The following is a 22,731-nucleotide window of genomic DNA, read 5'->3' on the forward strand; positions in this document are numbered from 1 at the left end:
GGGTCTTGGTTTCGACGCCGAAGGATTTGAGGGCTATTGGCAGGGCCCCTGCCACGTCGGCAAGGCCCCCTGTCTTGATCAAAGGGAAGACTTCGGACGAAACCGAAAGAACTTTCATAAGTCAGATATCCAGCTTGTCGATCATCGGTTGCGTGATCAGGCAAATGCCGCTTTCGGTCCGTCTGAAGCGCCGCGCGTCGAGCTCCGGATCCTCGCCGACGACAAGACCTTCCGGGATGACGACACCATGGTCGATCACAACATCTTTGAGCTGCGCGCGCCGGCCGATTTTCACGTTGGGCAGGATGACCGCTCCTTCCAGCTTGGAGAAGGAATTGGCCCGCACGCCGGTGAAGAGAAGGCTCCGGTTGAGGCTTGCACCTGAGATGATGCAGTCGCCGGCGACGACGGACGAGGTTGCCGAACCACGGCGATCTTCGTCGTCATGGACGAATTTCGCCGGTGGAGTGATCTCGGCATAGGTCCAGATCGGCCAGGACTTGTCGTAGATATCGAGGGCCGGGACGATCGCCGTCAGGTCAATATTGGCCTGCCAATAGGCGTCGATCGTACCGACGTCGCGCCAGTAGGGCTCATGCTCGAAATCTGAACGCACGCAGGATTTGGCGAAACGGTGGGCGACCGCTTTACCGTGTTCTACGATATAGGGGATGATATCCTTGCCGAAATCGCGGCTGGAGGTCGGATCGGCGGCATCACGTCGTAGTGCCTCGATGAGGAACTTCGTGCGGAAGACGTAAATGCCCATGGAGGCGAGAGCGAAATCCGGCTTATCCGGAATGCCTGGCGGATCGGCCGGCTTTTCGATGAAGGCGAAGATTTCGTCCTTCTCGTTGACATGCATGACGCCGAAACCGACCGCATCCATGCGCGGGACTTCAAGGCAGCCGATGGTCACGTCCGCGCCGGTATCGACATGCTGCTGCAGCATGTATTCATAGTCCATCTTGTAGATATGGTCGCCAGCCAGGATGACCATGTACTCGACGCCGTAATCCTCGATGATATCGATATTCTGATAGACGGCATCGGCAGTGCCTTCGTACCACTGCGTTTCGGAAACGCGCTGGGAGGCAGGCAGGATGTCGAAGCTCTCGTTGCGCTCCGGCCGGAAGAAGTTCCAGCCACGCTGCATGTGGCGGATCAGTGAATGTGCCTTGTACTGGGTGGCGACGCCGATGCGGCGGATGCCGGAATTCAAGGCATTGGACAATGCGAAATCGATGATGCGCGCCTTGCCGCCGAAATAGACGGCTGGTTTGGCGCGTCGGTCGGTCAGTTCCTTGAGGCGGCTTCCCCTACCGCCGGCGAGAACATAGGCCATTGCATCGCGGGCAAGTGGCTGAATGCGCTTTTCTACCATTTTCTCCTCCCACCAGTCACTAATTCTCAGGTTCAAGCATGATCGTCGCCAACGGCGGCAGGGTTATCGAGCAGCTTATCTCGCCGCCGGCATCGACGGCCTGCACGCGCCCGCCATTGCCTTTTCCGCTGCCGCCATAGATGTCGGCATCGGTATTGAGGATTTCCCGCCAGCGCCCCGGTGAAGGCAGCCGGATCGAATAGTTCTCGCGATAGACAGGCGTGAAGTTGGTGATGACGGCAACCGGCTTCTGGCCGGGCGCCTTGCGCAGCCAGGCGAAGACCGAGTTCTCGTAATCATCTGCGATCAGCCATTCGAAGCCGTCGCCTTCGCAGTCTCGCGCATGGAGCGCCGCCTTGCTGCGGTAGGTGAAGTTCAAGTCGCGCACCAGACGGCGCATGCCTTCGTGCATTCGATATTGAAGGAGGTTCCAGTCGAGCGACTTGTTTTCGCTCCATTCTGCCCATTGCGCAAATTCCTGCCCCATGAACAGCAGCTTCTTGCCGGGATAGCCCCACATGAAGGCGTAATAGGCGCGCAGGTTTGCGAATTTCTGCCAATCGTCACCCGGCATCTTGGCGATCAGCGAACCCTTGCCGTGCACGACTTCGTCATGGGACAGCGGCAGGACAAAGTTTTCCGAATAAGCGTAGAGTAGCCCGAAGGTCAGCTCATTGTGATGATGCTTGCGGTGCACCGGTTCGCGGCTCATGTAGCTCAGCGTGTCGTGCATGAAGCCCATGTTCCACTTGAAACCGAAACCGAGGCCGCCTTCATGGACCGGCTGGGAAACCTTCGGCCAGGAGGTCGATTCCTCGGCGATGGTCATGACGCCGGGATGCTCACCATAGATGCGGGTATTGAGGCTTTGCAGGAAGCGGACGGCTTCCAGGTTTTCATTGCCGCCATACTCGTTCGGGATCCATTCGCCGTGCTTGCGCGAATAGTCGAGATAGAGCATCGAAGCGACTGCATCGACGCGCAGGCCGTCGAGATGGAATTTCTCCGCCCAGTAGAGTGCGTTGTTGACGAGGTAGGAGACGACTTCGGTGCGGCCAAAATTGTAGATCGCCGTATTCCAGTCCGGGTGGAAACCCTTGCGCGGGTCTTCATGCTCGTAAAGCGCGGTACCGTCGAACCAGCCGAGACCATGTTCGTCGGTCGGGAAATGTGCCGGTACCCAGTCGAGAATGACGCCGATGCCGACCTTGTGACAGCCGTTGACGAAGCGGGCGAACCCCTCCGGCTCACCGAAGCGAGCGGTCGGGGCATAAAGACCGGTCGTCTGATAGCCCCAGGAGGGGTCGTAAGGGTGTTCGGTAATCGGCAGGAATTCGATATGGGTGAAGCCCATATCGACGCAATAGGGGATGAGGCTCGAGGCAAGTTCATCCCAGGAGAGCATGGAGCCGTCCTGCCGACGCTGCCAGGAGCCGGCGTGAACCTCATAGATACTGATCGGCTGCCGGCGTTTGTCCGTTTCGCGCCAGTGCTTCAGATGCGGCTCGTCCTGCCAGTCCTGTATAAGCTCGGCTGCGGTCACGGAGGCCGTCTTCGGGCGCAGTTCGCTGCGGCGAGCGAAGGGATCAGCCTTCAACGGCAACAGAACGCCGTCATGACCGCGGATTTCGAATTTATAGGGAACGCCGAGCGGCACGTCGGGAGCGAAGATTTCCCAGATCCCGCTATCGGAACGGAAGCGCATGACATGACGCCGTCCGTCCCAGTTATTGAAATCGCCGACGACGGAAACACGCTGGGCATTTGGTGCCCAGACGGCAAAATGGATGCCGGTCGCGCCTTCATGCTTGATGCGGTGGGCGCCCATCTTGTCGAAGAGCCGCAGATGCGAACCCTGCCGGGCGTAATAATCGTCCATCGGGCCGAGCACGGGGCCGAAGCTGTATGGGTCCGTTACTGCCCATTCGGCGTCGGCGCGCCGGGCGCGATAGCGCACCGGCTGGAATTTTGTGATCGAGACCTGGCCGCCGAAAATACCGTCAGGATGGAGCTGATGGAGATCGCCGATCGGCGTTCCATCCAGCGCCATTGCCGTGACAGCTTCGGCGCCCGGAAGGAAACACCTAGTGATGAAGGTCCCGCCAGCCTGGTGCACGCCCAGGACGGCAAAGGGATTGTCATGCGAGCCACTGAGGATTGCCGCGATTTCGTCTGCCGAAATTTCCCAGGGAAGCTTCACTTCAGGGGCAGCTTTCGGCGGCTTCATCAAGCTCTCCAGATCTCGTCTGCATATTGCCGGATTGTGCGGTCGGAAGAGAACCAGCCCATCCGCGCCGTGTTGTTGATCGTCTTCTCATACCAGGAGGACTGGTTGGTCCAGATCTGGTCGACCTCGCGCTGGGCGGCGGCATAGGCATCGAAATCGCCGGCGACCATGAACCAGTCGTGGGAATAGATGCCATCGATGAGGCCGGTATAGCGGTTGCGATCGTCAGGAGAGAAGACGCCCGAGCTGATGGCGGCAAGCGCCTGTGCCAGCTCACGCGAACCTTCGATGATTGCACGAGGATTGTGGCCCTCGCTGCGGATCTTGGCGACTTCATCGGCCTGCAGGCCAAAGATGACGATATTGTCTTCGCCGACATTATCGCGCATCTCGACGTTGGCGCCGTCGAGCGTGCCGATCGTCAGCGCGCCGTTCAGGCCGAATTTCATGTTGCCGGTGCCTGATGCTTCCATGCCGGCCGTCGAGATTTGCTCGGAGAGGTCGGCAGCGGGAACCATGACTTCGGCAAGCGAGACATTGTAATTCGGCACGAAGACGACCTTCAGCAGGCCGCGGACCGACGGGTCGTTGTTGATGGTGCGGGCGACATCGTTGATGAGCTTGATGATGAGCTTGGCGTTGTAATAGCTCGGCGCCGCCTTGCCGGCGAAGAGTTTTACACGCGGAACCCAATCCAACTCCGGATGCGAGCGGATCTGATCGTAGAGCGCGACGGCTTCAACGATGTTGAGGAGCTGGCGCTTGTATTCGTGGATGCGCTTGATCTGGATATCGAACATGGCCGACGGATCGAGTTTCACACCCATGCGGCTGGCGACGAGATTGGAAAGAGCCACCTTGTTTGCACGCTTCACGGCCGCGAACTTCTGCTGGAAGCTCGGGTCCTTGGCGAATTTGTCGAGCGCGCGCAGTTTCTCGGCGTCATCGAGGAATTCGTCGCCGATCGCTTCGCGCACCAGGCCGGTCAGGCCGGGGTTGCACTGCTGCAGCCAGCGGCGGGGGGTGATGCCGTTGGTCTTGTTGTTGATGCGATCAGGGTAGAGCTTGTGCAGGTCTGCAAAGACCGTAACCTTCATGAGGTCGGTGTGCAGCGCGGAGACGCCGTTGATCGAATGCGAGCCGACGAAGGCGAGGTTGCCCATGCGCACGCGGCGGTCACCGCTTTCATCGATCAGCGAGATCGAACGGATTTCGGTGTCGGAGAAATTCCGCGTCTTGCGCGCTTCGATCAGGATCTTGGCGTTGATCGCGTAGATGATCTGCATATGGCGCGGCAGCAAACGCTCGAATAGCGGAACCGGCCAGCTTTCCAGCGCTTCGGGAAGAAGCGTGTGGTTGGTGTAGGAGAAGGTGCGGCGGGTGATATCCCAGGCCGTATCGAAATCCAGGCCGTGTACGTCACAGAGCAGGCGCGTCAGTTCGGCGACCGAAACGGCCGGATGGGTATCGTTGAGCTGGATCGCCACTTTGTCCGGCAGCGAGGTGAAGTCGTCATATTGCTGCAGGTGACGGCGCAGGATGTCCTGCAGCGAGGCGGAGGAGAAGAAATATTCCTGGCGCAGGCGCAGCTCCTGGCCGGCAGGCGTTGCGTCTGCCGGATAGAGAACGCGGGTCAGGCTTTCAGCCCTGTTGCTCTCGCGCAGCGCGCCGATATGGTCGCCGGCGTTGAAGGCGTCGAGCAGGATCGGGTCGATCGGCTGGGCCGACCAGAGGCGAAGCGTGTTGACGCGCTTGCCGCGCCAGCCAACGACAGGCGTATCGAAAGCAGCGGCAATGACACGCTCGGCCGGCTTCCAGACGTATCGTGGCTGCTCGTCATGGCTGTTGATGACCTCGATCGAGCCGCCGAAGCCGATTTCATAGGCGCTTTCGCGGCGCTCGAATTCCCAAGGGTTGCCGTGCGCAAGCCAGTTTTCCGGCAGCTCGACCTGCCAGCCGTCCGCCATCTGCTGACGGAAAAGGCCGTGGACGTAGCGGATGCCGTAGCCATAAGCCGGAACATCGACAGTTGCCATCGACTCCATGAAACAGGCGGCAAGACGGCCGAGACCGCCGTTGCCGAGGGCGGCATCCGGTTCGAGGCCGGCAATGACGTTGATATCGACGCCGAGCGAAGCGAGCGCATCCCGAACCTCTTCCATCAGGTTGAGGTTGGACACGGCATCGCGCATCAGGCGGCCGATCAGGAATTCGAGAGACATGTAGTAGACGCGCTTGGCGCCGGTTTCATAAACCTTGCGGGTGGACTCCATCCACTTGTCGATGATGCGGTCACGCACCACGAGAATGGTTGCCGTCAGCCAGTCATGCGGCTTGGCGACCTTGGCATCCTTGCCAATGCGGTAGGTCAGACGCTCAATGATTTCCTCAGCGAGGATTTCTGGTCGGGAACTGCGCGGAGCTGGTGAGAGGATGATCGGCTTCGAAACAGTATTCATGTCAGGTCTCGCCAATTTTGATTTGGTTACAGTATCTTACGCCTGATTCAATCGATTTGTCGCTTACACCGACAGGGCAGTTTATGCACCGTTATCACGCACTTGCAACAAGGGAATTGGGCAAACGAAAAATTTGCGGAACCTTCATATTCGACAGGCCCAAGGGACTTGATTTCAATCGGTTTTCCCGATCTGATGGGCCGAATAAAGTTTAAACGAAAAGCCGCCCCGGTTTGTTCCGGAGCGGCTTTTTGCTGGGTTGAAATACAGGCTGCGCGGCCGTCAGTTCGTCAGCAGCGTCAGAGCCTTCGTCGCCTCCTGCGCGATGCTGGTAAAGGAGGCCACCAGTTTCTCCATGGTTTCTGCTTCATAGTAGTTGCCGCCCGGCGAAGCGCAGTATTGAAGCAGGCTCTTGCCCTTGTCTGGAGCCATGAACGCGACGGTGAAGATCTTGATGCCCGCTGTTTTGGTCGCATCGCATTGGTCACGAACATTTTGGTCGTAAGTCTTCTGCCATTCGCCTGTATTGCCCGTCATTTCGCCGTCGGTCATCAGGACGATGTAGCGCGACACGTTTTTGTTGCCCTTGGCCTTGTGTGCCACGCTTTCAACATCAGAACCGTCCTGGGCTTTCTGGACGGAAAGAGTTGCTTGTCTCATCGGTTCGGTGGCATCCGTACCGCCGGTTGCAGTAATGCCGCTTACATAGCTTGCGGTCGTCGCCGTGCCCCACGCCATGCCGCTCATGCTTTTGATCTGGGTCTTATTTGAATTATAGATAAGACCATTATTGTAAGAGTATGCGCCAGTCCGCACGAGGCTGTGATCCGGATCGGCGGTGTTCAATGCCGTAAAGAGAGCATTGGCTGCCTGCTTGAGCGCGTCGATCTTGATAACGTAGGTCTTGCACTTTGTGCCATTATACGTGGCGCAGGTGCTGGTTTTGTCGCCCATCGAGCCGGACTGGTCGAGGACCAGTTCCATCGAAAGGGCGCTCTTGGTATCGTTCGTGCCGCTCGTCGTCGAGCTCGATGCGCCGACATTCATGGTCTTGTAGCCGAGGATGCCCATGAACGGCGTAGTGGCAAGAGCGTAGGAGCTGTTCACCGTAACCTTATAGCTCTTGCTGGTTGCCGTCGTGCTGGTATCGATGTTGACGCTCGTCGCGGCCTTGATACCGTCCATGGCGGCAGTACCGACATAATTGGCCATCTGGCCGCTGACGAAATCCTTCGCAAGAGCTTCGGCGGCAGCGCTGTTAGTGGCCGTTCCGTTGGCAAGTGCGGTTGCTGCTGCAAGAGCGCCGGCGTCCGTCGCTTCCTGAAGCTCACGCTTGGACAAGATCGCGTTCGAATAGTCGATAGCCACGCCCGCAGTGCCGATAAGCACAGGCAGCAAGATGGCCGACATGATACCGAAATTGCCACCACGGTCGCGCCGCAGCCGATCAAGAAGCGAATGCAGGGTGTTCATCATGTCCACCGGTTCAAAGGAGCCCTATTAGGCTCTTGATGGACCAGATGACTTTAATGGATGCTAAAGCCGGTCTCTAAAATTGCAGGCAACTGGCTGTTTTTTCCAATTTCGGGATTATTTGAGCGGAATTACGTCCACCGCTTGCACGGAACGCTGGCTGCCATAACTCTTGAGCACACCGATAACGGGAGCGACATCGGCATAGTCGCGGCCATATGCGACGACGATATGGTCGGTTCCGGCAGGGATATTGTTGGTGGGATCGAGCTCGATCCAGCCGGCCGTCTCGCCGCACCAGACGCGGACCCAGGCATGCATGGCGTCAGCCCCTTCCAGCCGCTCCTTGCCCGGCGGCGGGATGGTGCGCAGGAAACCGGAGACGTAGCCGGCGGGAATGCCGAGGCTGCGCAGCGCGAGGATCATGACATGGGTGAAATCCTGGCAGACACCGCGCTTCAGTTTGAAGGACTCCAGCGGCGTCGTGTCGACGGTCGTCGCCTCCGGATCGTAGGTAAAATCCTTGTTGATGCGGGCGCAAAGCGCATAGGCGATCTGCATGACGGTCAGCGACGGCTGGACACAGGTCTTTGCGTATTCGCTGATCGCCTTCGTTTCGGTCAGGCGCGGACTATCGCCAAGGAAATGGTGGGGCGATTCTGAATCGAGCGACCAGATTCCGGCGACTTCCTCCGGAAGGTCGGCCAGCAGCGGAGAGAAGTCCGCCGACATGACCTGGCTTTCGACCTGCACGCGGGCCTGCATGCGGATATCGAGCGTTTCATGCGGCGAGCGCAGCAGGAAGGATGTTGCCGGATGCTGGAAGAAATCGACGAAATGCGACTGTTCGTCCGGCTGCGGCGAAATGCTGATCGAGCCCGCGACAAGCCGCTGGCGGTTCGCCAGCGAGAGCGGCATGAGGCGCATGATATGGCGCGCTCCTGACGCAGGCGTGTCGTAGGCATAGCCCATATGGAGGGTGAGATCGTAAAGCACCGCCGTCATCCGAGATAGGTCTGCGCCAAGAGGTCGGAGAGGTGTTCCAATTCGCGCTCCAGCCGGTGATAGACATCACCGCTCATCGTCTCCGGCGTCATGACGGCGAGGCCCGAATGCAGACGCATCGCCTCGCGGTAGAAGGGCGACATCTGGCCGTTCATGAAGGCGTTTGGAAGCTGCTCCACCTCGCGATGGATCTCGTTCATCTGGAAGAGGATCGAGCGCGGGTTGAGCGGATCGAGCGCCAGGAGATCGGTGACCGTCAGCCGCGCCGTGTTGACGTTGTAGCGGCGGCGATGGGTCATGACGCTGTCGCCGATTTCGAGCAGCATGTCGAGCGCGCCGTCGGGCGCTTCCGGGCCGGACATGTGGCCGAGCAGCCGCGTCATATGCAGGCCGCGCTCAATGTATCGGCCAAGCGAGAGGAAGCGCCATCCGGTGAAGCGGTACATGTTTTCATGCACGAGACCGGCAAAGCCCGCGAGCTTGCGCAGCAGGATGGTCATCGCGTGGCTGGCATCGTCACCGGCGGTGATAGTCGAGTGGAAGCGGCGGGCGGTCTTGGCGAGGTCGTTCAGCGCCAGCCAGCCATCCGGCGAGAAGCGGTCGCGGATATTGCTCGCCGAATAGACGGCGCTGTCAATATTGCGCAGCAGCGATTCCGGCACCGGCTCGGCGGTGTCGATATCGACGGCGGCAAGATATTCGGTGACGTCGGCAAGCAGCGGCTGGTTCGGGTCGGCCGCCTCGGCGTAACGTGCATGCCAGGCGCGCAGGATGCGCAGCGCCCCTTCGGCGCGTTCAATATAGCGGCCCAGCCAGAAGAGGTTATCGGCCGCGCGGCTCGGCAGGCTGCCCGGCATGTTGCGGGTGAAGCTGCCCTCGGCGGGCAGAAGAGTGTGGCGCTCGACCGGTTTGTCGCTGACGATCCAGACATCGGCCGCCGCGCCACCGGATTGCATGGCGATGGCGGCGACATCGTCTCCCGAGCCGATGCGGGCAAAGCCGCCGGGCATGATCTGCCAGCCATTGGCGGTGCGGGCGGCGAAGACGCGCAGCGACATCGGCCGTGGCGCCAGTTTGCCGTCGACCCAGGCCGGTGTGGTCGAGAGGGTGACGACTTCCTGACCGACAAGTTTTGCGCCGTCGCTCGTCAGCCAGTCCGAAATCGAATTCTTGGCCGTGGCGCGAAGCGACGAGCCGAGAACGGATTCGCCACCGTCATCGAAGAAGGGGGCACGCGAATAGGCCGGGCCGATCACCATCTTCTCGATGTTTGCCGCCACATGGTCGCGCTCATCCTTCTGGCCGCACCACCATGTGGCGATCGACGGCAGGCGAAGATCCTCGCCCAGCAGCGAGCGACAGACGGCGGGCATGAAGGCGAGCAGGGCACGCGTTTCCAGAATGCCGGTGCCGAGCGCGTTGACGATGGTGACGGTTTCGGCGCGCAGCGACTCCACAAGGCCGGGGGTGCCGATATGCGAGTTCTGGTTCAGCTCAAGCGGATCGGCATAGGCGGAATCGAGACGCCGCCACAGCACGCCGATCGGCTTCAGACCGGCGACGGTGCGCACCATGATGCGGCCGTTGACGACAGTCAGGTCTTCGCCTTCCAGCAGCATGAAGCCGAGGTAGCGGGCAATATAAGCGTGTTCATAATAGGTTTCGTTTGCCGGGCCGGGCGTCAGAACCGCGATGCGGTCGTCGCCTGAATGTTTCATCGTCTGCAGTGCATCGCGGAAGGCGCCGAAGAAGGAAGCGAGGCGGTGAACCGGCGTTTCGGCGTAGATATCGGAAAAGGCGCGGGTGGTCGCTACGCGGTTTTCCAGTGCAAAGCCCGCGCCCGAGGGGGCCTGCGTGCGGTCGGCAAGTACCCACCAATTGCCGTCAGGGCCACGGCCGATCTCGAAGGCGCAGAAATGCAAATAATGCCCGGTTGCCGGTTTTACGCCAACCAGAGGTCGCTGGAATTCCGGATTGGCAGCAATGAGGGCGGGCGGGACGATGCCCTCCTCGACGAGTTTGTTGTCGCCGTAGATATCGGCAACCATCGCTTCGAGGAGATTGGCACGCTGCACGAGGCCCGCCGAAAGAGCCTGCCATTCACGCTCGTCGATCAGCACTGGAATGTGGGAGAGCGGCCAGGCACGCTCGCCGCTGCCCTTGGCGCCGTAAGCCCGGTAAAAGACGCCGGCGTCGCGCAGATAGCGGTCGGCGCGGGCGAACCGCTCGGCCAGATCCTTTTCCGGCATGATGTTCAGATGGGCGAGGAAGCGCTGCCAGACCGGCCGGATAGTGCCGTTATTGTCCACCATCTCGTCGGCGATGCCGGGCAAGGGCTCATAGTCGAAGACCGCATCCGCGCCGGCGCGTTCTTCGATTTCGTCCCTCAGTTCCAGTGCAGGCTTCTTGCCCATCAGACCCAGTTTCTTCAAATTCCAGCGGGCCGCCTCAGATCCAGCGTGAGCGGGAATTCAGGCGAAACCGTTTCGGCGCGCGGAATGTAACCACCCGCCGTATGTCCCCACGGTTCGAAACGGGCAAGCCGCCGCGCTTCCGCTTCGTTGCCGTTGACCGGGAAGGTTTCATAATTCCGACCACCCGGATGGGCAACGTGATAGATGCAGCCGCCGATCGAACGTTTCGACCATGTATCATAAATATCAAAAGTCAAAGGCGTATTCACCGGCAGCACAGGGTGCAGGCCGGAAGCCGGCTGCCAGGCCTTGAAACGCACGCCTGCGACGGACACGCCCGATGTGCCCGTCGGCATCAGCGGTACGATTCGGCCATTGCAGGTGACGATGTAGCGCGAGACGTTGTTCGTTTCGAGCCGAACCTGAAGGCGCTCGACGGAGCTGTCGACGTAGCGGACGGTGCCGCCCGGTGCGCCTTCCTCGCCCATGACGTGCCAGGGCTCCAGCGCCTGGCGCAGTTCCAGCTTCGAGCCCTCGTATTCGACCTCGCCGCAGAAGGGGAAGCGGAATTCGAGCTGCGCTTTGAACCATTCGGGGCTGAGGTCGAAGCCATTTTCGCGCAGGTCTGCGAGCACGTCGAGGAAATCGGTCCAGACGAAATGCGGCAGCATGAAACGGTCGTGCAGGATCGTACCCCAGCGGACGAACTTGCCGTCGGCGGGGTTCTTCCAAAAGCGGGCGATCAGCGCGCGCACCAGCAATTGCTGGGCAAGTGACATGCGTGCGTTCGGCGGCATCTCAAAGCCGCGGAACTCGATGAGGCCGAGCCGTCCAGTCGGGCCATCCGGCGAGAACAGCTTGTCGATGCAGATCTCGGCACGGTGGGTGTTGCCGGTGACATCGGTCAAAAGATTTCGAAACAGTCGATCGACGAGCCAGGGCAGCGGCAGTTGACCGCGACCCGGCGCTCCGACCTGCGCCATGGCGATCTCCAGTTCATAGAGACTGTCGTGGCGGGCCTCGTCAATGCGTGGCGCCTGGCTGGTCGGGCCGATGAACATGCCGGAAAAGAGGTAGGAGAGCGAGGGATGGCGCTGCCAGTGGAGAATGATGCTCTTCAGCAGGTCCGGGCGGCGCAGGAAGGGGCTGTTATTTGGATTGGCGGCGCCGACGACGACGTGGTTGCCGCCACCGGTGCCGGTGTGGCGACCATCGACCATGAATTTGTCGGCGCCGAGCCGGGTGGCCCGCGCTTCCTCGTAGATCGCCGTGGTGATGTCGACGCAATCCTGCCAGTTGGAGGCTGGATGGATGTTGACTTCGATCACGCCCGGATCAGGGGCGACGCGGATGACGTTGATGCGCTCGTCCTGCGGCGGCGGGTAGCCTTCGATGTGAACGGGAAGCTTGAGTTCGGCGGCGGCGTTTTCGGCCGCCGCGATCAGTTCCAGATAATCCTCGACACGCTCGACTGGCGGCATGAAGACGCAGAGCCTGCCTTCGCGCGGTTCGACCGACAAGGCAGTGCGCACGGCGCCGCCTATGTCGCCAAGGGTCTGTTCGACACGGACAGCGTGGCTTTCGTCCGTCTGGAACGATGCTTCTGGCATGGCGCGGCCGGCGGGTACGAAGACGTCAGGCAATGGCGGGCGTGGTATCGTCGGATCTGCGGGGTGGATATAGGGATAGCGCGCCGGTGGGATATAGGGCAGCGTGCCGAGCGGCAGGCGATAGCCGATCGGGCTGTCACCCGGTACGAGAAAGATCTTTCCGCGGCGCGTGCGCCATTTTTCGCTGACCCAGGTCCGGCTTGCGGCGGCCTTGGCATTCCATACCTGAACGGGAAGGACATAACCCGTCGGCACGGTGAGGCCGCGGGCGAAGACGCGGGCAATGCGGCTGCGCTCCTCGGGGTCCTTCAGCTTCGAATTCGACGGATCGACATTTTCGGGAAGGCTGCCTTCCTTGATGATCCAGTCTGCAGGATCCTCGTAGGCCGGCTGCACCATGTCGGGCTTGATTGCCAGTTCCCTGGCAATCGCCGTCAGGAGCTTTTCGGCATCCTCGGCCTTGACGCCGGTATCCTTGCCTTCAGCGGCGATCAGATCGAGGTTCTGCCAGATCTGTTTGCCGTCACGGCGCCAGTAGAGAGAGAAAGTCCAGCGCGGCAGGCTTTCGCCGGGATACCATTTACCCTGGCCGTAATGCAGGAAGCCGCCCGGAGCGAAACGCTCCTGCAGCCTGCGGATCAGGCTGTCGGCCTTTTCGCGCTTGGTCGGGCCGACGGCGGCGGTGTTCCACTCCTCGGATTGAAAATCGTCGATCGAGACGAAAGTCGGCTCGCCGCCCATCGTCAGGCGCACATCCTCGGCTTCGAGGACGCGGTCGACCTTCTCACCGAGCTGGTTGAGCTCGTCCCAGCTTTCATCGGAGAAGGGTTTGGTGATGCGCGGGTGCTCGGCGACGCGGGAGACCTTCATATCGAAGGCGAATTCGGTTTCGGCCTCGCCGAAATAACCGCCGGAGATCGGGGCGGCATTGCTGTAATGCGGTGTGGCGGCGAGCGGAATGTGGCTTTCGCCGGTCAGAAGGCCTGATGTCGGATCGAGGCCGACCCAACCGGCGCCGGGCAGATAAACCTCCGCCCAGGCATGCAGATCCGTGAAATCGACCTCGGTACCCGAGGGGCCATCGAGTGCCTTCAGGTCCGGCGCCAACTGGATGAGATAGCCGGAGACGAAGCGGGCGGCGAGCCCGAGATGGCGCAGAATCTGCACGAGCAGCCAGCTGGTGTCGCGGCAGGAGCCCTTGGCGGTTTCCAGCGTCTCCTCCGGCGTCTGGACGCCGGCTTCCATGCGGATGACATAACCGATCTGCCGCTGCAGACGGGCATTGAGACCGACGATCATGTCCACCGTCGGCTGATCGGGCGACCAGTCGAGCGTCGGCAGGAGTGCCTTCAGGCGCGGGCCAGCCGGCTCAGGCATCATGTAGATCGAGAGATCTTCGCGGAGCGATTCCGGGTAGTTGAAGGGCCACTTTGTCGCTTCTTCTTCGACGAAGAAGTCAAAGGGATTGTAGACGGTCATGTCCGCGACGAGATCGACTTCGATCTTGAATTCGGTCACGGGGTCGGGGAAGACGAAGCGTGCGAGGTAGTTGCCGTAAGGGTCCTGCTGCAGGTTCACGAAGTGGTTCGACGGCGTGACCTTCAGAGAATGGCTCAAGACCCGCGTCTTCGAATGCGAGGCCGGCTTAAGGCGGATGATCTGTGGGCCGAGGCGGACCGGTTTGTCATACTGATAATGGGTCAGATGATAGATGCTGGCTTTGATCGACATATTGCTCTTTTTGTCCGCGGGCCGTTGATCGGCTTAGCTGTTCCCAAAGCCAGTGTGTGCAATGCAGCGAAAGAATGCAAGGCGGAAAGGTTAACGCGGTGACGGCTTTCAGGCGGCTCTGTTGAACGTCACTGATGCCTTCAGACCCCTACCGCCGCGGCCCGGTATCAGCACAAGCCTCGCATTGAAAAGATTGGCGATTTCCTCGACGATCGGCAGGCCGAGACCGGCGCCGGGCGCGCCGGTCTCATTGCCGCGGGAGAAACGCTTTCTGACAGCTTCCAGCTTTTCGGGTGGAATGCCGGGGCCGTTATCCTCGACTTCCAGCCTGACCGTTTCCGCATCCTCCATGATACGGACAGTCACTTCCGCGCCCTTGCCGGCATAGGCGATGGCATTGCCGGCGAGATTGCGCAGCATCTCGCCGATCAGCAGCGGCTCGGCGCGGATCATCGCAGGCCCTTCGCCCTCGAAACCGAGATCGATGCCTGCCTCGGCGGCACGCGGGATCTGCTCGCCGGTGATCTCCTGGGCAATGGCAGTGAGATCGATGGCAGCGACCGTCAGCGCTTCCTTGGCGGCCGCGGCATCGATCTTGGCCATCAGCAGAAGCTGGGCAAGGATGCGCTCGGCATGGGCAACAGCCTGATCGCCTTTGAGTGCGGCATGTTGCGCCTCGTCGAGGGAACCGGCGCGAGCTGACAGCGCAAGTTGTGTGCGGATGATCGTCAGCGGCGTGCGGAGCTGGTGGCTGGCATTGCCGGTGAAATTGCGAAGCGCATCAAGCGCCGATTGCAGGCGCACCATGAAGGAGTTGACCGTATCGACAAGTGGCTGCACCTCGCTCGGAACGGATTGCTCGATCGGATGCAGGTCGTTGGGGTTGCGCTCGCCGATAGCGTCGCCGAGCTTGTAGAGCGGCCGTAGCGCCACCGTAACGGAAATCCAGACGATGACGGCGGCACCGGCTATCATGACGGCGAGGCGCAGCGCCGAGCGGACGAGGATTGCCTGCGCCAGATGACGGCGGGCAATGGTGGTTTCGGCGACGGTGACGACGAAGGGCACGGAGCGGATGCCGGTCGAGGCGGAGCGTCCCAATGTCGCCACACGGATCGGTTCGCCGCGGAAAATGTCGTCGGCAAAGGCAGCCGTATCGCCCTGCGTTTCCTTCAATACCGGCAGCGCCTGATAACCGGTGATAAAGTTTCCGGGCGGGCCGTCGACACGGTAGAAGACGCGGTCCTGCGCCGCCGATGTCAGCATTTCCAGCGCGACATAGGGAATATCGACCTCGAGCGTGCCGTCTTCGGCGACGACGACACGTTCGGCAATGGCCAGCGCCGAGCCGGCCAACACGCGGTCGGAAACGATGTTCGAGGTCTGGACGGCTTCGCTCCAGGTATCGGCAAGCGCCAGCGTGCCGATAACGGCGGTGGAGATGAGCAGCCAGAAAAGCAGTCGGCGCCGGAGCGAATAGGCAGCCGTCATGAGGCCTCGGGCAGCTTGTCGAGATAATAGCCGATGCCGCGAGCGGTTTTTACTGTCAGGCCATGCGGCGAAAGCCTTTTTCTCAGGCGGCTGACATATTGCTCGATGGCATTGGCGGAGATGTCGTCATCGAAGGCAGTCAGTGACTGCATGATCGCTTCTTTGGCGACGACCTTGCCTGCGCGCATGAAAAGAATTTCGAGCAAGCCGAGCTCACGGGAGGGGATGTCGAGCGGCGTGGCACCGGCCGAAAAGGCGCGAGAATTCAGGTCGAGTGAGATCGATCCGAAGCTGACTGTCGAGGAATGCAAACCGGCTTGGCGGCGGAGAAGCACGCGCACACGGGCTTCGAATTCGGCGATGTCGAAGGGCTTGATGAGGTAGTCGTCGGCACCGAGATCCAGCCCCTTCACACGCTCTTCCGGCGAGCCGCGGGCCGTCAGGATCAGCACGGCAGCCCGGCTGCCGCGGGAGCGCATGGCGCGCAGCACATCGAGCCCGTCCATTTCGGGAAGGTTCAGATCGAGAATAACGAGATCGAAATTTTCCGCCGCGATGACGGCATTGGCCGAAGCCCCGTCATGGACGACATCCACCGCGTGGCCCGTGCCGCGCAAGATCGCCGACAGGCCGTCGGCCAGCGCGATATTGTCTTCGGTAAGCAGGATGCGCAACGGATGTTTCCCTCGATTTTTTCGGGGAGTTTATCAGGGATGACAGCCCGATGTCACAGCGATTCTGGGAATTGGTGAATGGAGCATGGCAGGATGGTATTTGCTCCTTTCGGCTCGGCGCATCATGGGCCCGACCGCCACGACGCCATGGGCCAGCTTCGATCCGCGCCGAGATGCCGATGGCGGGGCGCAGTCCGTCGTGGTAAGGACAAGGGAGTTCGGGGAGGCTTTGTAGATGGGGAACCTGTCGGTCGGGCTTGCGGAAAGCCCGGAAGAGATCGATGCCGTTCGGCATCTCAGCCGCGCCTTCCGACAATGGCTTTACGACAACTATCCCGACGAGCGGGCGCAGATAGAACTTTACTACAGTCCGGAAAAGTTCGAGGCGATGCTCGCCGACTTGCCGAAGATCCATGCAAGACCACAAGGGGCAATGTTCCTGGCGCAGCTGGATGGAGAGATTGTCGGCTGCGTGATGCAGCACGAGATCGCGCCGGGCATATCGGAGATGAAGCGGCTCTTCGTTTCCGAGCGGGCACGCGGCAGTGGCGCAGCGCAGGCACTCTGCGAAGCGTCCCTTGCACAGGCCAAGAAGGATGGCTACCGGATGATGCGGCTCGATACCGGCCATCGGCAGGTCGCTGCGCAGAAGCTATATCGTTGCCTGGGTTTTCGCGAGCGAGACGCCTATTACGAGATCCCTGATGATCTGAAGCCGATCCTGATGTTCTTCGAGCGCGAGCTTTGAGGACTGGCTGCAGCCACTACTGGAAGCCGACCCTTGTCTGGCTTGAGCGGCTCGGGCATTCTTGCGCGATGAGGAGCCTTTTCATTCTGTTCCTGTCCCTGGTGCCCGGCCTTGCGGCCGCGGATCAGGTCTTCTATCCGGCGAAGTCGGGCAATACCGATGCGCCGGTGCTGACAGTCTATTCCTCGCTCGACGAGCCCTTGGCGCAGCCGATGATCCGCGGCTTCCTGGAAGCCAATCCGGACGTGGCGGTCAAATATGAGGACATGCTGACTGGGGACATCTACGACCGCATCGTCAAGGAGACCGATGCCGGTCACAAAACGGCGGACTTCGCCTTCTCGTCTGCGATGGACCTGCAGGTGAAGCTTTCGAACGACGGCTATGCGCAGGTGAGCAACCTGCCGATGAGCGCCCAATGGCCGAAATGGGCGAACTGGCGCAACACCGCCTATGCGCTGACTTTCGAACCTGCTGTTTTCGTCTATCACAAGCCGAGCTTTGTTCATGAATCCGTGCCGAGTTCGCGGGCGGAATTCGTCGACTATTTGAAGCGTAAGGGCAATGAGGTCTATGGGCGGATCGGGACCTATGACATCGAACGATCCGGTGTGGGCTTTTTATTCATGGCGCGCGATCAGGAGCAGTTCGGCGATATCTGGTCGGTAATCGGGGCGATGGGGGCAGCCGGCGTGAAGCTCTATTCCACGAGTTCGGCGATCCTCGAGAGGGTGGCCGATGGGCGCTTCGTGCTCGGCTACAATATCCTCGGCTCTTATGCGGCCGACTGGGCCTCGCGCCACTCTGACGTCGGCATCGTGTTGCCGAAGGACTATACGGTCGTGATGTCGCGCATCGGTCTGGTGCCGCAGGCTGCCGCCGAGCCGGAACTCGGGCGGCGCTACCTTGCCTTCTTCATGTCGAAGGAAGGTCAGACGATCATGGCCCGAGAGTTGCAGATCCCGGCCGTCAGCCCGGAAGTGGCGGGCGAGAATACCGCCAATACGTTGCAGGAACTGCTCGGCGCACAGTTGCGTCCCGTGCCGGTCAGTCCCGGTCTGATGGTCTATCTCGATCAGGTGAAGCGGGCGCGGCTGATTGCACACTGGAACGAGGTGCTGCGGACGCAGTAAAAACCTTGCTCGCCCAATAGAAAACCTGCGGGCTGACCAAAATAAATCACATGTTCTCAATGACTAAGCGATCTTGATAAGGGATCGCCTCTCACTTTTTGGCCAGAAAAGTCGTCGCAGGGCAAAATATTTTCACGGCGTCGTAATGTCTCTAAAATGGATGCTTCTATTGGAATTTTACACCAATAAGTAATACTTATTGCCGGATTTCGACATGTTGGCGTCGTATTTTTCCAGCTGAAATTACAACTTTTGATTTTTTATTGATAATTGTGCGTGCCGTCATTTAGCGAAAATTAAGCAAAGTCCAGTGGTTATTCCTGGCATGAATTCATCGCGGCAGGCTCATTTCCGAGCGGTTGCGCAAACGGCATGATGTCGCAAACAATCTTTTTCCGGGCCGGAGCGGATGCATCTCCATGCATCTCTCCACATCTAGAGGTTTTATTTTCATGACGCGTCCAAATGTGAAGACGTCGATGATCGGCATATTTTCACTGATTGCCGTTCTGTTCGCACTGTCCGCCTTTATTTCTATTCGTGGCCTGAACACATTCAACGAGAATGCCGACCATTTCGCGACGAGCTTTCTGCCAGGTGTCTCCAAAGCGATGGACATCCAGATCGCGCGTTATTCCTTGCGTGGTTCCTATGGCGACTACGTCATGGGCCGGGCGGAAAACGGCAATGATAGTTATGAGAAAAAAATCAAGTCGAAGCAGGGAGACCTGCTGAAAGCCGTGGCCAGCTACAAGGAGCAGGTCGATACCGATGCCGAGCGCGATGCATTCGCTAAGATCGACGATGCGGCATCCAGATATGCCGCGGCCGGCGATCAGCTGATTGCGCTCGTCAAGGCCGGCGACAAAGAGAAGGCGCTCACCGTCTTCCAGAACGATATCGGTCCGATCGCCGACGATCTTGCAGCGAGTGTCGACAAGGTCGTGAAGTTCAATCAGTCGCTGGCAACCGAAGCAGGCGAGCAGAACCGCGCTGAATTCCAGACAACGCTCTTGCTGCTCACGGTTATCCTCGGCGTTAGCGCTCTACTGGTCTGTGGCGCAGCCTATTTCGGGATCGCCGGCATTGCCAACGCGATCAGCCGCATTACTGGCGCGATGCGCGCACTCGCGGGTGGCGATACGCAGGTCAGGATTGCCGATATGAACCGCGGCGACGAGATCGGTGAAATGGCGAAGGCCGTGGAAGTCTTCCGGCAGGCAGCCATCGAGAACCTGAACCTGCAGGCCGAAGCCGAGAGAAGCCGTAGGCAGGCGGAAGCCGATCGCGCCCGGCTGACACGTGAAGCCGAAGCTGCTGCCCAGGCGCGGCTCATCGAAGCGACCGCCGGCCTGGCATCGGGTCTCAAGCGCCTTGCGGGCGGCGACTTGAGCTTCCAGCTCCACGAAGCCTTCGCACCTGATTTCGAGCCGCTCCGCCACGACCTGAACGGCGCGGTTCTGCAGCTCGGTGACACGATGAAGTCCATCGCTTCGTCCGCCGGATCGATCAACACGGGCTCCCGCGAAATCGGCAGCGGTGCGGATGACCTTTCGCGTCGTACCGAACAACAGGCTGCTTCGCTCGAAGAGACCGCTGCAGCCCTTGATGAGATCACCGTCAATGTCTCCAATTCGTCGAAGCGTGCCGATGAGGCCCGTCAGGTTGCGATCCAGGCGAACGAAAGCGCCACGCGCTCCGGCATGGTCGTCGCCAACGCCATCGACGCTATGCAGAAGATCGAGCAGTCTTCGAACCAGATTTCCAACATCATTGGTGTCATCGATGAGATCGCCTTCCAGACCAACCTCTTGGCACTCAACGCCGGCGTCGAAGCAGCGCGCGCCGGTGAGGCCGGCAAGGGCTTCGCAGTCGTCGCCCAGGAAGTGCGTGAACTCGCCCAGCGCTCTGCGGCAGCCGCAAAGGAGATCAAGGATCTGATCCGCAATTCCTCGGTCGAAGTGCAGGGCGGTGTGCAGCTCGTCCGCGAGACCGGCGATGCGCTGAAGACGATCGAGAGCCTGATCGTATCGATCAACCAGCACATGGACGCGATCGCAACGTCGTCCAGAGAACAGTCGACCGGGCTCAGCGAAGTCAACAGCGCCGTCAACCAGATGGACCAGGTGACTCAGCAGAATGCCGCGATGGTCGAAGAGACGAATGCGGCAAGCGCGACGCTCGCCTCCGAGGCCGGACGCCTTCGCGAGCTGATCTCCAACTTCAAGCTGGCCGGTGGCGATACCCATTCCGCATCCGCCGACGCGGCAGTGCTTCGCCGCACGGCTTCGACGATGGTCCGCGCCAGCCAGAAGCCGGCGCCGACCTATCGCAGCAATGGCAACGCCGCCGTCCAGCAGGAATGGTCCGAGTTCTAAATCGGAAAAACATAAAGGGCGGGGTTTGCTCCTGGCAAACCCCGCCCTTTCGCATTGATGCTGCCACAGCAGCTGCGATCAGCCTTTGTGTATCACCACTTCCAGATATTCAGCCGGCACGACCATGGTGCCGTCCTTGGCGCGGTTGAAGCGGGCGATGAGCGCAAGGAAATCGTCTTCGAGAGCCGCCTTGCCCGGTTGCGGCAGAGCTTCGAAGGCCTTGTGAACAGGGCCGTACCAGGTGCGGAACACTTCCAGCCAGTGGGCGGGTGAGCGGTAGCGGAAATTATATATGCGTGACGTCGCCTCGATGTTGGCCTGGCCGCCGAACATTTCTTCCAGCCTTACCTTCGTGCCCCACAGCGCCGGCGACCTGATGCCCGGCATCGGTGGAATATGCTTGCCTATCGTCTTGAAGACCTGGCCGATGAAGCTCTCCGGCGTCCAGTTCGCCATGCCGATGCGCCCGCCCGTCCGGCAGACGCGCAGCATTTCCTTTGCCGCCTTGTCCTGATCCGGCGTGAACATGACGCCGAAGGTGGAGACGACGACATCGAAGCTTGCATCCTTGAAGGGCAGGGCTTCCGCGTCGGCCTGCTGGAAGTCCACCGCCAAGCCGTTTGCCATCGCCCGCTCGCGGCCGCGCTCCAGAAGTTCCGGCACGTAATCGGTCGAGGTCACCTTGGCCCAGCGCCGCGCAGCGGCAAGCGTCGCATTGCCGTTGCCGGCAGCAATATCGAGAACCTTTTCGCCGGAGCGCAGGTCGAGGGCTTCGCACAGATTTTCGCCGACGATCTGCAGCCGGGCGCCGATGACGGAATAGTCGCCGGAAGCCCAGGCGACCTGCTGGCGCGACTTCAAGGCGGCGAGATCGGGTGAGGGCTGTGTCACGGCATTCGCTGTGGTTTGCATGGCATGTCTCCTCTCATATCGGCAAGCGAAGGCCAGAGCCGCGGTCGCCCGCCGGTTTTCTACTGATATCCAGATATAAGCGCTGCGTTCGATCGGTCTCTTGGAGTGCCCCAGGTCTGCTTGCAGGGGGATCGTGCCTCAGGATGGGAAATTGGCCTAGTGTAGAAAATGGACTGGAGCCGATACAGAAAATGGATCAGGCGGCGTAGGAGCTGCGCACCATCCAGTTTCCGATGCTTGAGGCGAGCGACATGTCGCCGATGAAGGAGATGCGTTCCCTGGCAATCTCGGTATCGAGGCTGGAATGGCCCATCCAGGCCGAGGTCATCGCCTTCAAATCGGCGGTGACGAAGAGATCGACATCGTAACCGGGATCTGTGAGGCAGAGATCCACAGGCGTGCCCAGCCGCGCCACGAGCCAGTAATGCCGTTCGTCGCGCGGCAATTCGGGATAGGTGAACTGGATGACGCTGCGCTTGCGCGAGGGCAGGGCGGCGGCATTGACCTTGCGGCGCATGTTCCACATCAGAATGCGGGCATCGAGCTTTTCGAGCGTTACGTTGGCGTCGATATTGCGATGCGCCCAGATGCCGAGCGCATGCACGATCGGCTCAAGCTCGTTGGCGATCCCGGTGGTCCGATAGACGATCTCGCCGGTTATTCGGTTTTCCGAGCGGGTGACGAGGCCGTTTGCCTCCATCTCGCGCAGCCGCTTTGCCATGAGGGTCGGCGACATTCCCGGTACGCCGCGTCGGATCTCGTTGAAACGTGTGGAGCCGGACCACATTTCGCAGAGCAGCAGCAAGGTCCATCGTGGCTCGAGCAGTTCGCACGCCTTGGAAACCGGACAAAACTGGTTGTAACCGCCATTTGCCATCGGATCGCCCTCCGCGGCCGAGTATCGGCCAAGTTCCCGAGAGCGTCCAGTACAGACAATGTACTAATCCAGTCGCCTTTCGCGGGAAGGTAGTCGAATTACGGCAAAAAAGTGTCTTGCCGCACTGGATATCCCGCCGATGTCAGCTAAATGACAGCTTCATATGATGGCTTGGGCTACTTCCTCTCCGTGGAGGCGGAGAGTTGAAGATTTTC

General features: G+C 60.4%; 15 protein-coding genes. 3 read left to right on the forward strand and 12 right to left on the reverse strand.

The window, feature by feature from the left end; genetic code table 11:
• The 10 genes from PMI11_RS36760 to PMI11_RS24975 all read right to left on the reverse strand — a co-directional run.
• The coding region (locus PMI11_RS36760; RefSeq protein WP_007822747.1) for a glycogen/starch synthase at nt 1-118 on the reverse strand (118 nt) is incomplete at its 3' end.
• A gap of 3 nt (nt 119-121) precedes the next feature.
• On the reverse strand, nt 122-1,384 hold the full coding sequence (glgC, locus tag PMI11_RS24935) for a glucose-1-phosphate adenylyltransferase (RefSeq protein ID WP_007822755.1): 1,263 nt from the start codon (nt 1,382-1,384) through the stop codon (nt 122-124).
• A gap of 19 nt (nt 1,385-1,403) precedes the next feature.
• Nucleotides 1,404-3,611: a 1,4-alpha-glucan branching protein GlgB gene (gene glgB / locus PMI11_RS24940; protein WP_007822761.1), complete on the reverse strand. Its 2,208-nt coding sequence runs from the start codon at nt 3,609-3,611 to the stop codon at nt 1,404-1,406.
• Nucleotides 3,611-6,070 carry a glycogen/starch/alpha-glucan phosphorylase gene (locus PMI11_RS24945; RefSeq protein ID WP_007822766.1) on the reverse strand — a complete coding sequence of 820 codons (2,460 nt, stop codon included), beginning with the start codon at nt 6,068-6,070 and terminating at the stop codon, nt 3,611-3,613. The genes glgB and PMI11_RS24945 overlap by 1 nt, the downstream gene beginning before the upstream one ends.
• Nucleotides 6,071-6,352: 282 nt before the next feature.
• Nucleotides 6,353-7,546: a vWA domain-containing protein gene (locus tag PMI11_RS24950; RefSeq protein ID WP_348257922.1), complete on the reverse strand. Its 1,194-nt coding sequence runs from the start codon at nt 7,544-7,546 to the stop codon at nt 6,353-6,355.
• A gap of 114 nt (nt 7,547-7,660) precedes the next feature.
• The gene (locus PMI11_RS24955) at nt 7,661-8,548 is read right to left on the reverse strand and encodes a transglutaminase family protein (RefSeq protein WP_007822769.1); all 888 of its coding nucleotides are present in this window, start codon (nt 8,546-8,548) and stop codon (nt 7,661-7,663) included.
• Nucleotides 8,545-10,962 carry a circularly permuted type 2 ATP-grasp protein gene (locus tag PMI11_RS24960; RefSeq protein ID WP_037072092.1) on the reverse strand — a complete coding sequence of 806 codons (2,418 nt, stop codon included), beginning with the start codon at nt 10,960-10,962 and terminating at the stop codon, nt 8,545-8,547. The genes PMI11_RS24955 and PMI11_RS24960 overlap by 4 nt, the downstream gene beginning before the upstream one ends.
• A gap of 14 nt (nt 10,963-10,976) precedes the next feature.
• Nucleotides 10,977-14,303: a transglutaminase family protein gene (locus tag PMI11_RS24965; protein WP_007822771.1), complete on the reverse strand. Its 3,327-nt coding sequence runs from the start codon at nt 14,301-14,303 to the stop codon at nt 10,977-10,979.
• Between the two features lie 108 nt (nt 14,304-14,411).
• The gene (locus PMI11_RS24970) at nt 14,412-15,794 is read right to left on the reverse strand and encodes a sensor histidine kinase (protein WP_007822772.1); all 1,383 of its coding nucleotides are present in this window, start codon (nt 15,792-15,794) and stop codon (nt 14,412-14,414) included.
• A complete protein-coding gene (locus PMI11_RS24975; RefSeq protein ID WP_007822773.1) occupies nt 15,791-16,468 on the reverse strand; it encodes a response regulator in 678 nt (225 codons plus the stop codon). Before PMI11_RS24975 ends, PMI11_RS24970 begins: the two co-directional genes overlap by 4 nt.
• Nucleotides 16,469-16,703: 235 nt before the next feature.
• On the opposite strand from PMI11_RS24975, the gene PMI11_RS24980 reads away from it, so the two are divergent.
• The 3 genes from PMI11_RS24980 to PMI11_RS24990 all read left to right on the forward strand — a co-directional run bounded on the left by PMI11_RS24980 (nt 16,704) and on the right by PMI11_RS24990 (nt 20,727).
• The gene (locus PMI11_RS24980) at nt 16,704-17,216 is read left to right on the forward strand and encodes a GNAT family N-acetyltransferase (protein ID WP_007822777.1); all 513 of its coding nucleotides are present in this window, start codon (nt 16,704-16,706) and stop codon (nt 17,214-17,216) included.
• An 86-nt stretch (nt 17,217-17,302) separates the two neighbouring features.
• On the forward strand, nt 17,303-18,349 hold the full coding sequence (locus PMI11_RS24985) for an ABC transporter substrate-binding protein (protein ID WP_037072097.1): 1,047 nt from the start codon (nt 17,303-17,305) through the stop codon (nt 18,347-18,349).
• 452 nt (nt 18,350-18,801) lie between these two features.
• Nucleotides 18,802-20,727: a HAMP domain-containing methyl-accepting chemotaxis protein gene (locus tag PMI11_RS24990; protein ID WP_007822780.1), complete on the forward strand. Its 1,926-nt coding sequence runs from the start codon at nt 18,802-18,804 to the stop codon at nt 20,725-20,727.
• Between the two features lie 78 nt (nt 20,728-20,805).
• Here PMI11_RS24990 and PMI11_RS24995 read toward each other — a convergent pair whose 3' ends face one another.
• Together PMI11_RS24995 and PMI11_RS25000 are read right to left on the reverse strand one after the other, a co-directional pair.
• On the reverse strand, nt 20,806-21,639 hold the full coding sequence (locus PMI11_RS24995) for a class I SAM-dependent methyltransferase (RefSeq protein ID WP_007822785.1): 834 nt from the start codon (nt 21,637-21,639) through the stop codon (nt 20,806-20,808).
• A gap of 196 nt (nt 21,640-21,835) precedes the next feature.
• The gene (locus PMI11_RS25000; protein WP_007822788.1) at nt 21,836-22,516 is read right to left on the reverse strand and encodes a winged helix-turn-helix transcriptional regulator; all 681 of its coding nucleotides are present in this window, start codon (nt 22,514-22,516) and stop codon (nt 21,836-21,838) included.
• Nucleotides 22,517-22,731: the final 215 nt, after the last annotated feature.

The sequence above is a fragment of the Rhizobium sp. CF142 genome, assembly GCF_000281145.1.
Taxonomy (GTDB): Bacteria; Pseudomonadota; Alphaproteobacteria; order Rhizobiales; family Rhizobiaceae; genus Rhizobium.

What these genes read in the sequence shown, in the direction of transcription:
- glgC (WP_007822755.1), bottom strand. Translation starts at nt 1,384, where the DNA reads ATGGTAGAAAAGCGCATTCAGCCACTTGCCCGCGATGCAATGGCCTAT.
- glgB (WP_007822761.1), bottom strand. Translation starts at nt 3,611, where the DNA reads ATGAAGCCGCCGAAAGCTGCCCCTGAAGTGAAGCTTCCCTGGGAAATT.
- PMI11_RS24945 (WP_007822766.1), bottom strand. Translation starts at nt 6,070, where the DNA reads ATGAATACTGTTTCGAAGCCGATCATCCTCTCACCAGCTCCGCGCAGT.
- PMI11_RS24950 (WP_348257922.1), bottom strand. Translation starts at nt 7,546, where the DNA reads ATGATGAACACCCTGCATTCGCTTCTTGATCGGCTGCGGCGCGACCGT.
- PMI11_RS24955 (WP_007822769.1), bottom strand. Translation starts at nt 8,548, where the DNA reads ATGACGGCGGTGCTTTACGATCTCACCCTCCATATGGGCTATGCCTAC.
- PMI11_RS24960 (WP_037072092.1), bottom strand. Translation starts at nt 10,962, where the DNA reads ATGGGCAAGAAGCCTGCACTGGAACTGAGGGACGAAATCGAAGAACGC.
- PMI11_RS24965 (WP_007822771.1), bottom strand. Translation starts at nt 14,303, where the DNA reads ATGTCGATCAAAGCCAGCATCTATCATCTGACCCATTATCAGTATGAC.
- PMI11_RS24970 (WP_007822772.1), bottom strand. Translation starts at nt 15,794, where the DNA reads ATGACGGCTGCCTATTCGCTCCGGCGCCGACTGCTTTTCTGGCTGCTC.
- PMI11_RS24980 (WP_007822777.1), top strand. Translation starts at nt 16,704, where the DNA reads ATGGGGAACCTGTCGGTCGGGCTTGCGGAAAGCCCGGAAGAGATCGAT.
- PMI11_RS24990 (WP_007822780.1), top strand. Translation starts at nt 18,802, where the DNA reads ATGACGCGTCCAAATGTGAAGACGTCGATGATCGGCATATTTTCACTG.
- PMI11_RS24995 (WP_007822785.1), bottom strand. Translation starts at nt 21,639, where the DNA reads ATGCAAACCACAGCGAATGCCGTGACACAGCCCTCACCCGATCTCGCC.
- PMI11_RS25000 (WP_007822788.1), bottom strand. Translation starts at nt 22,516, where the DNA reads ATGGCAAATGGCGGTTACAACCAGTTTTGTCCGGTTTCCAAGGCGTGC.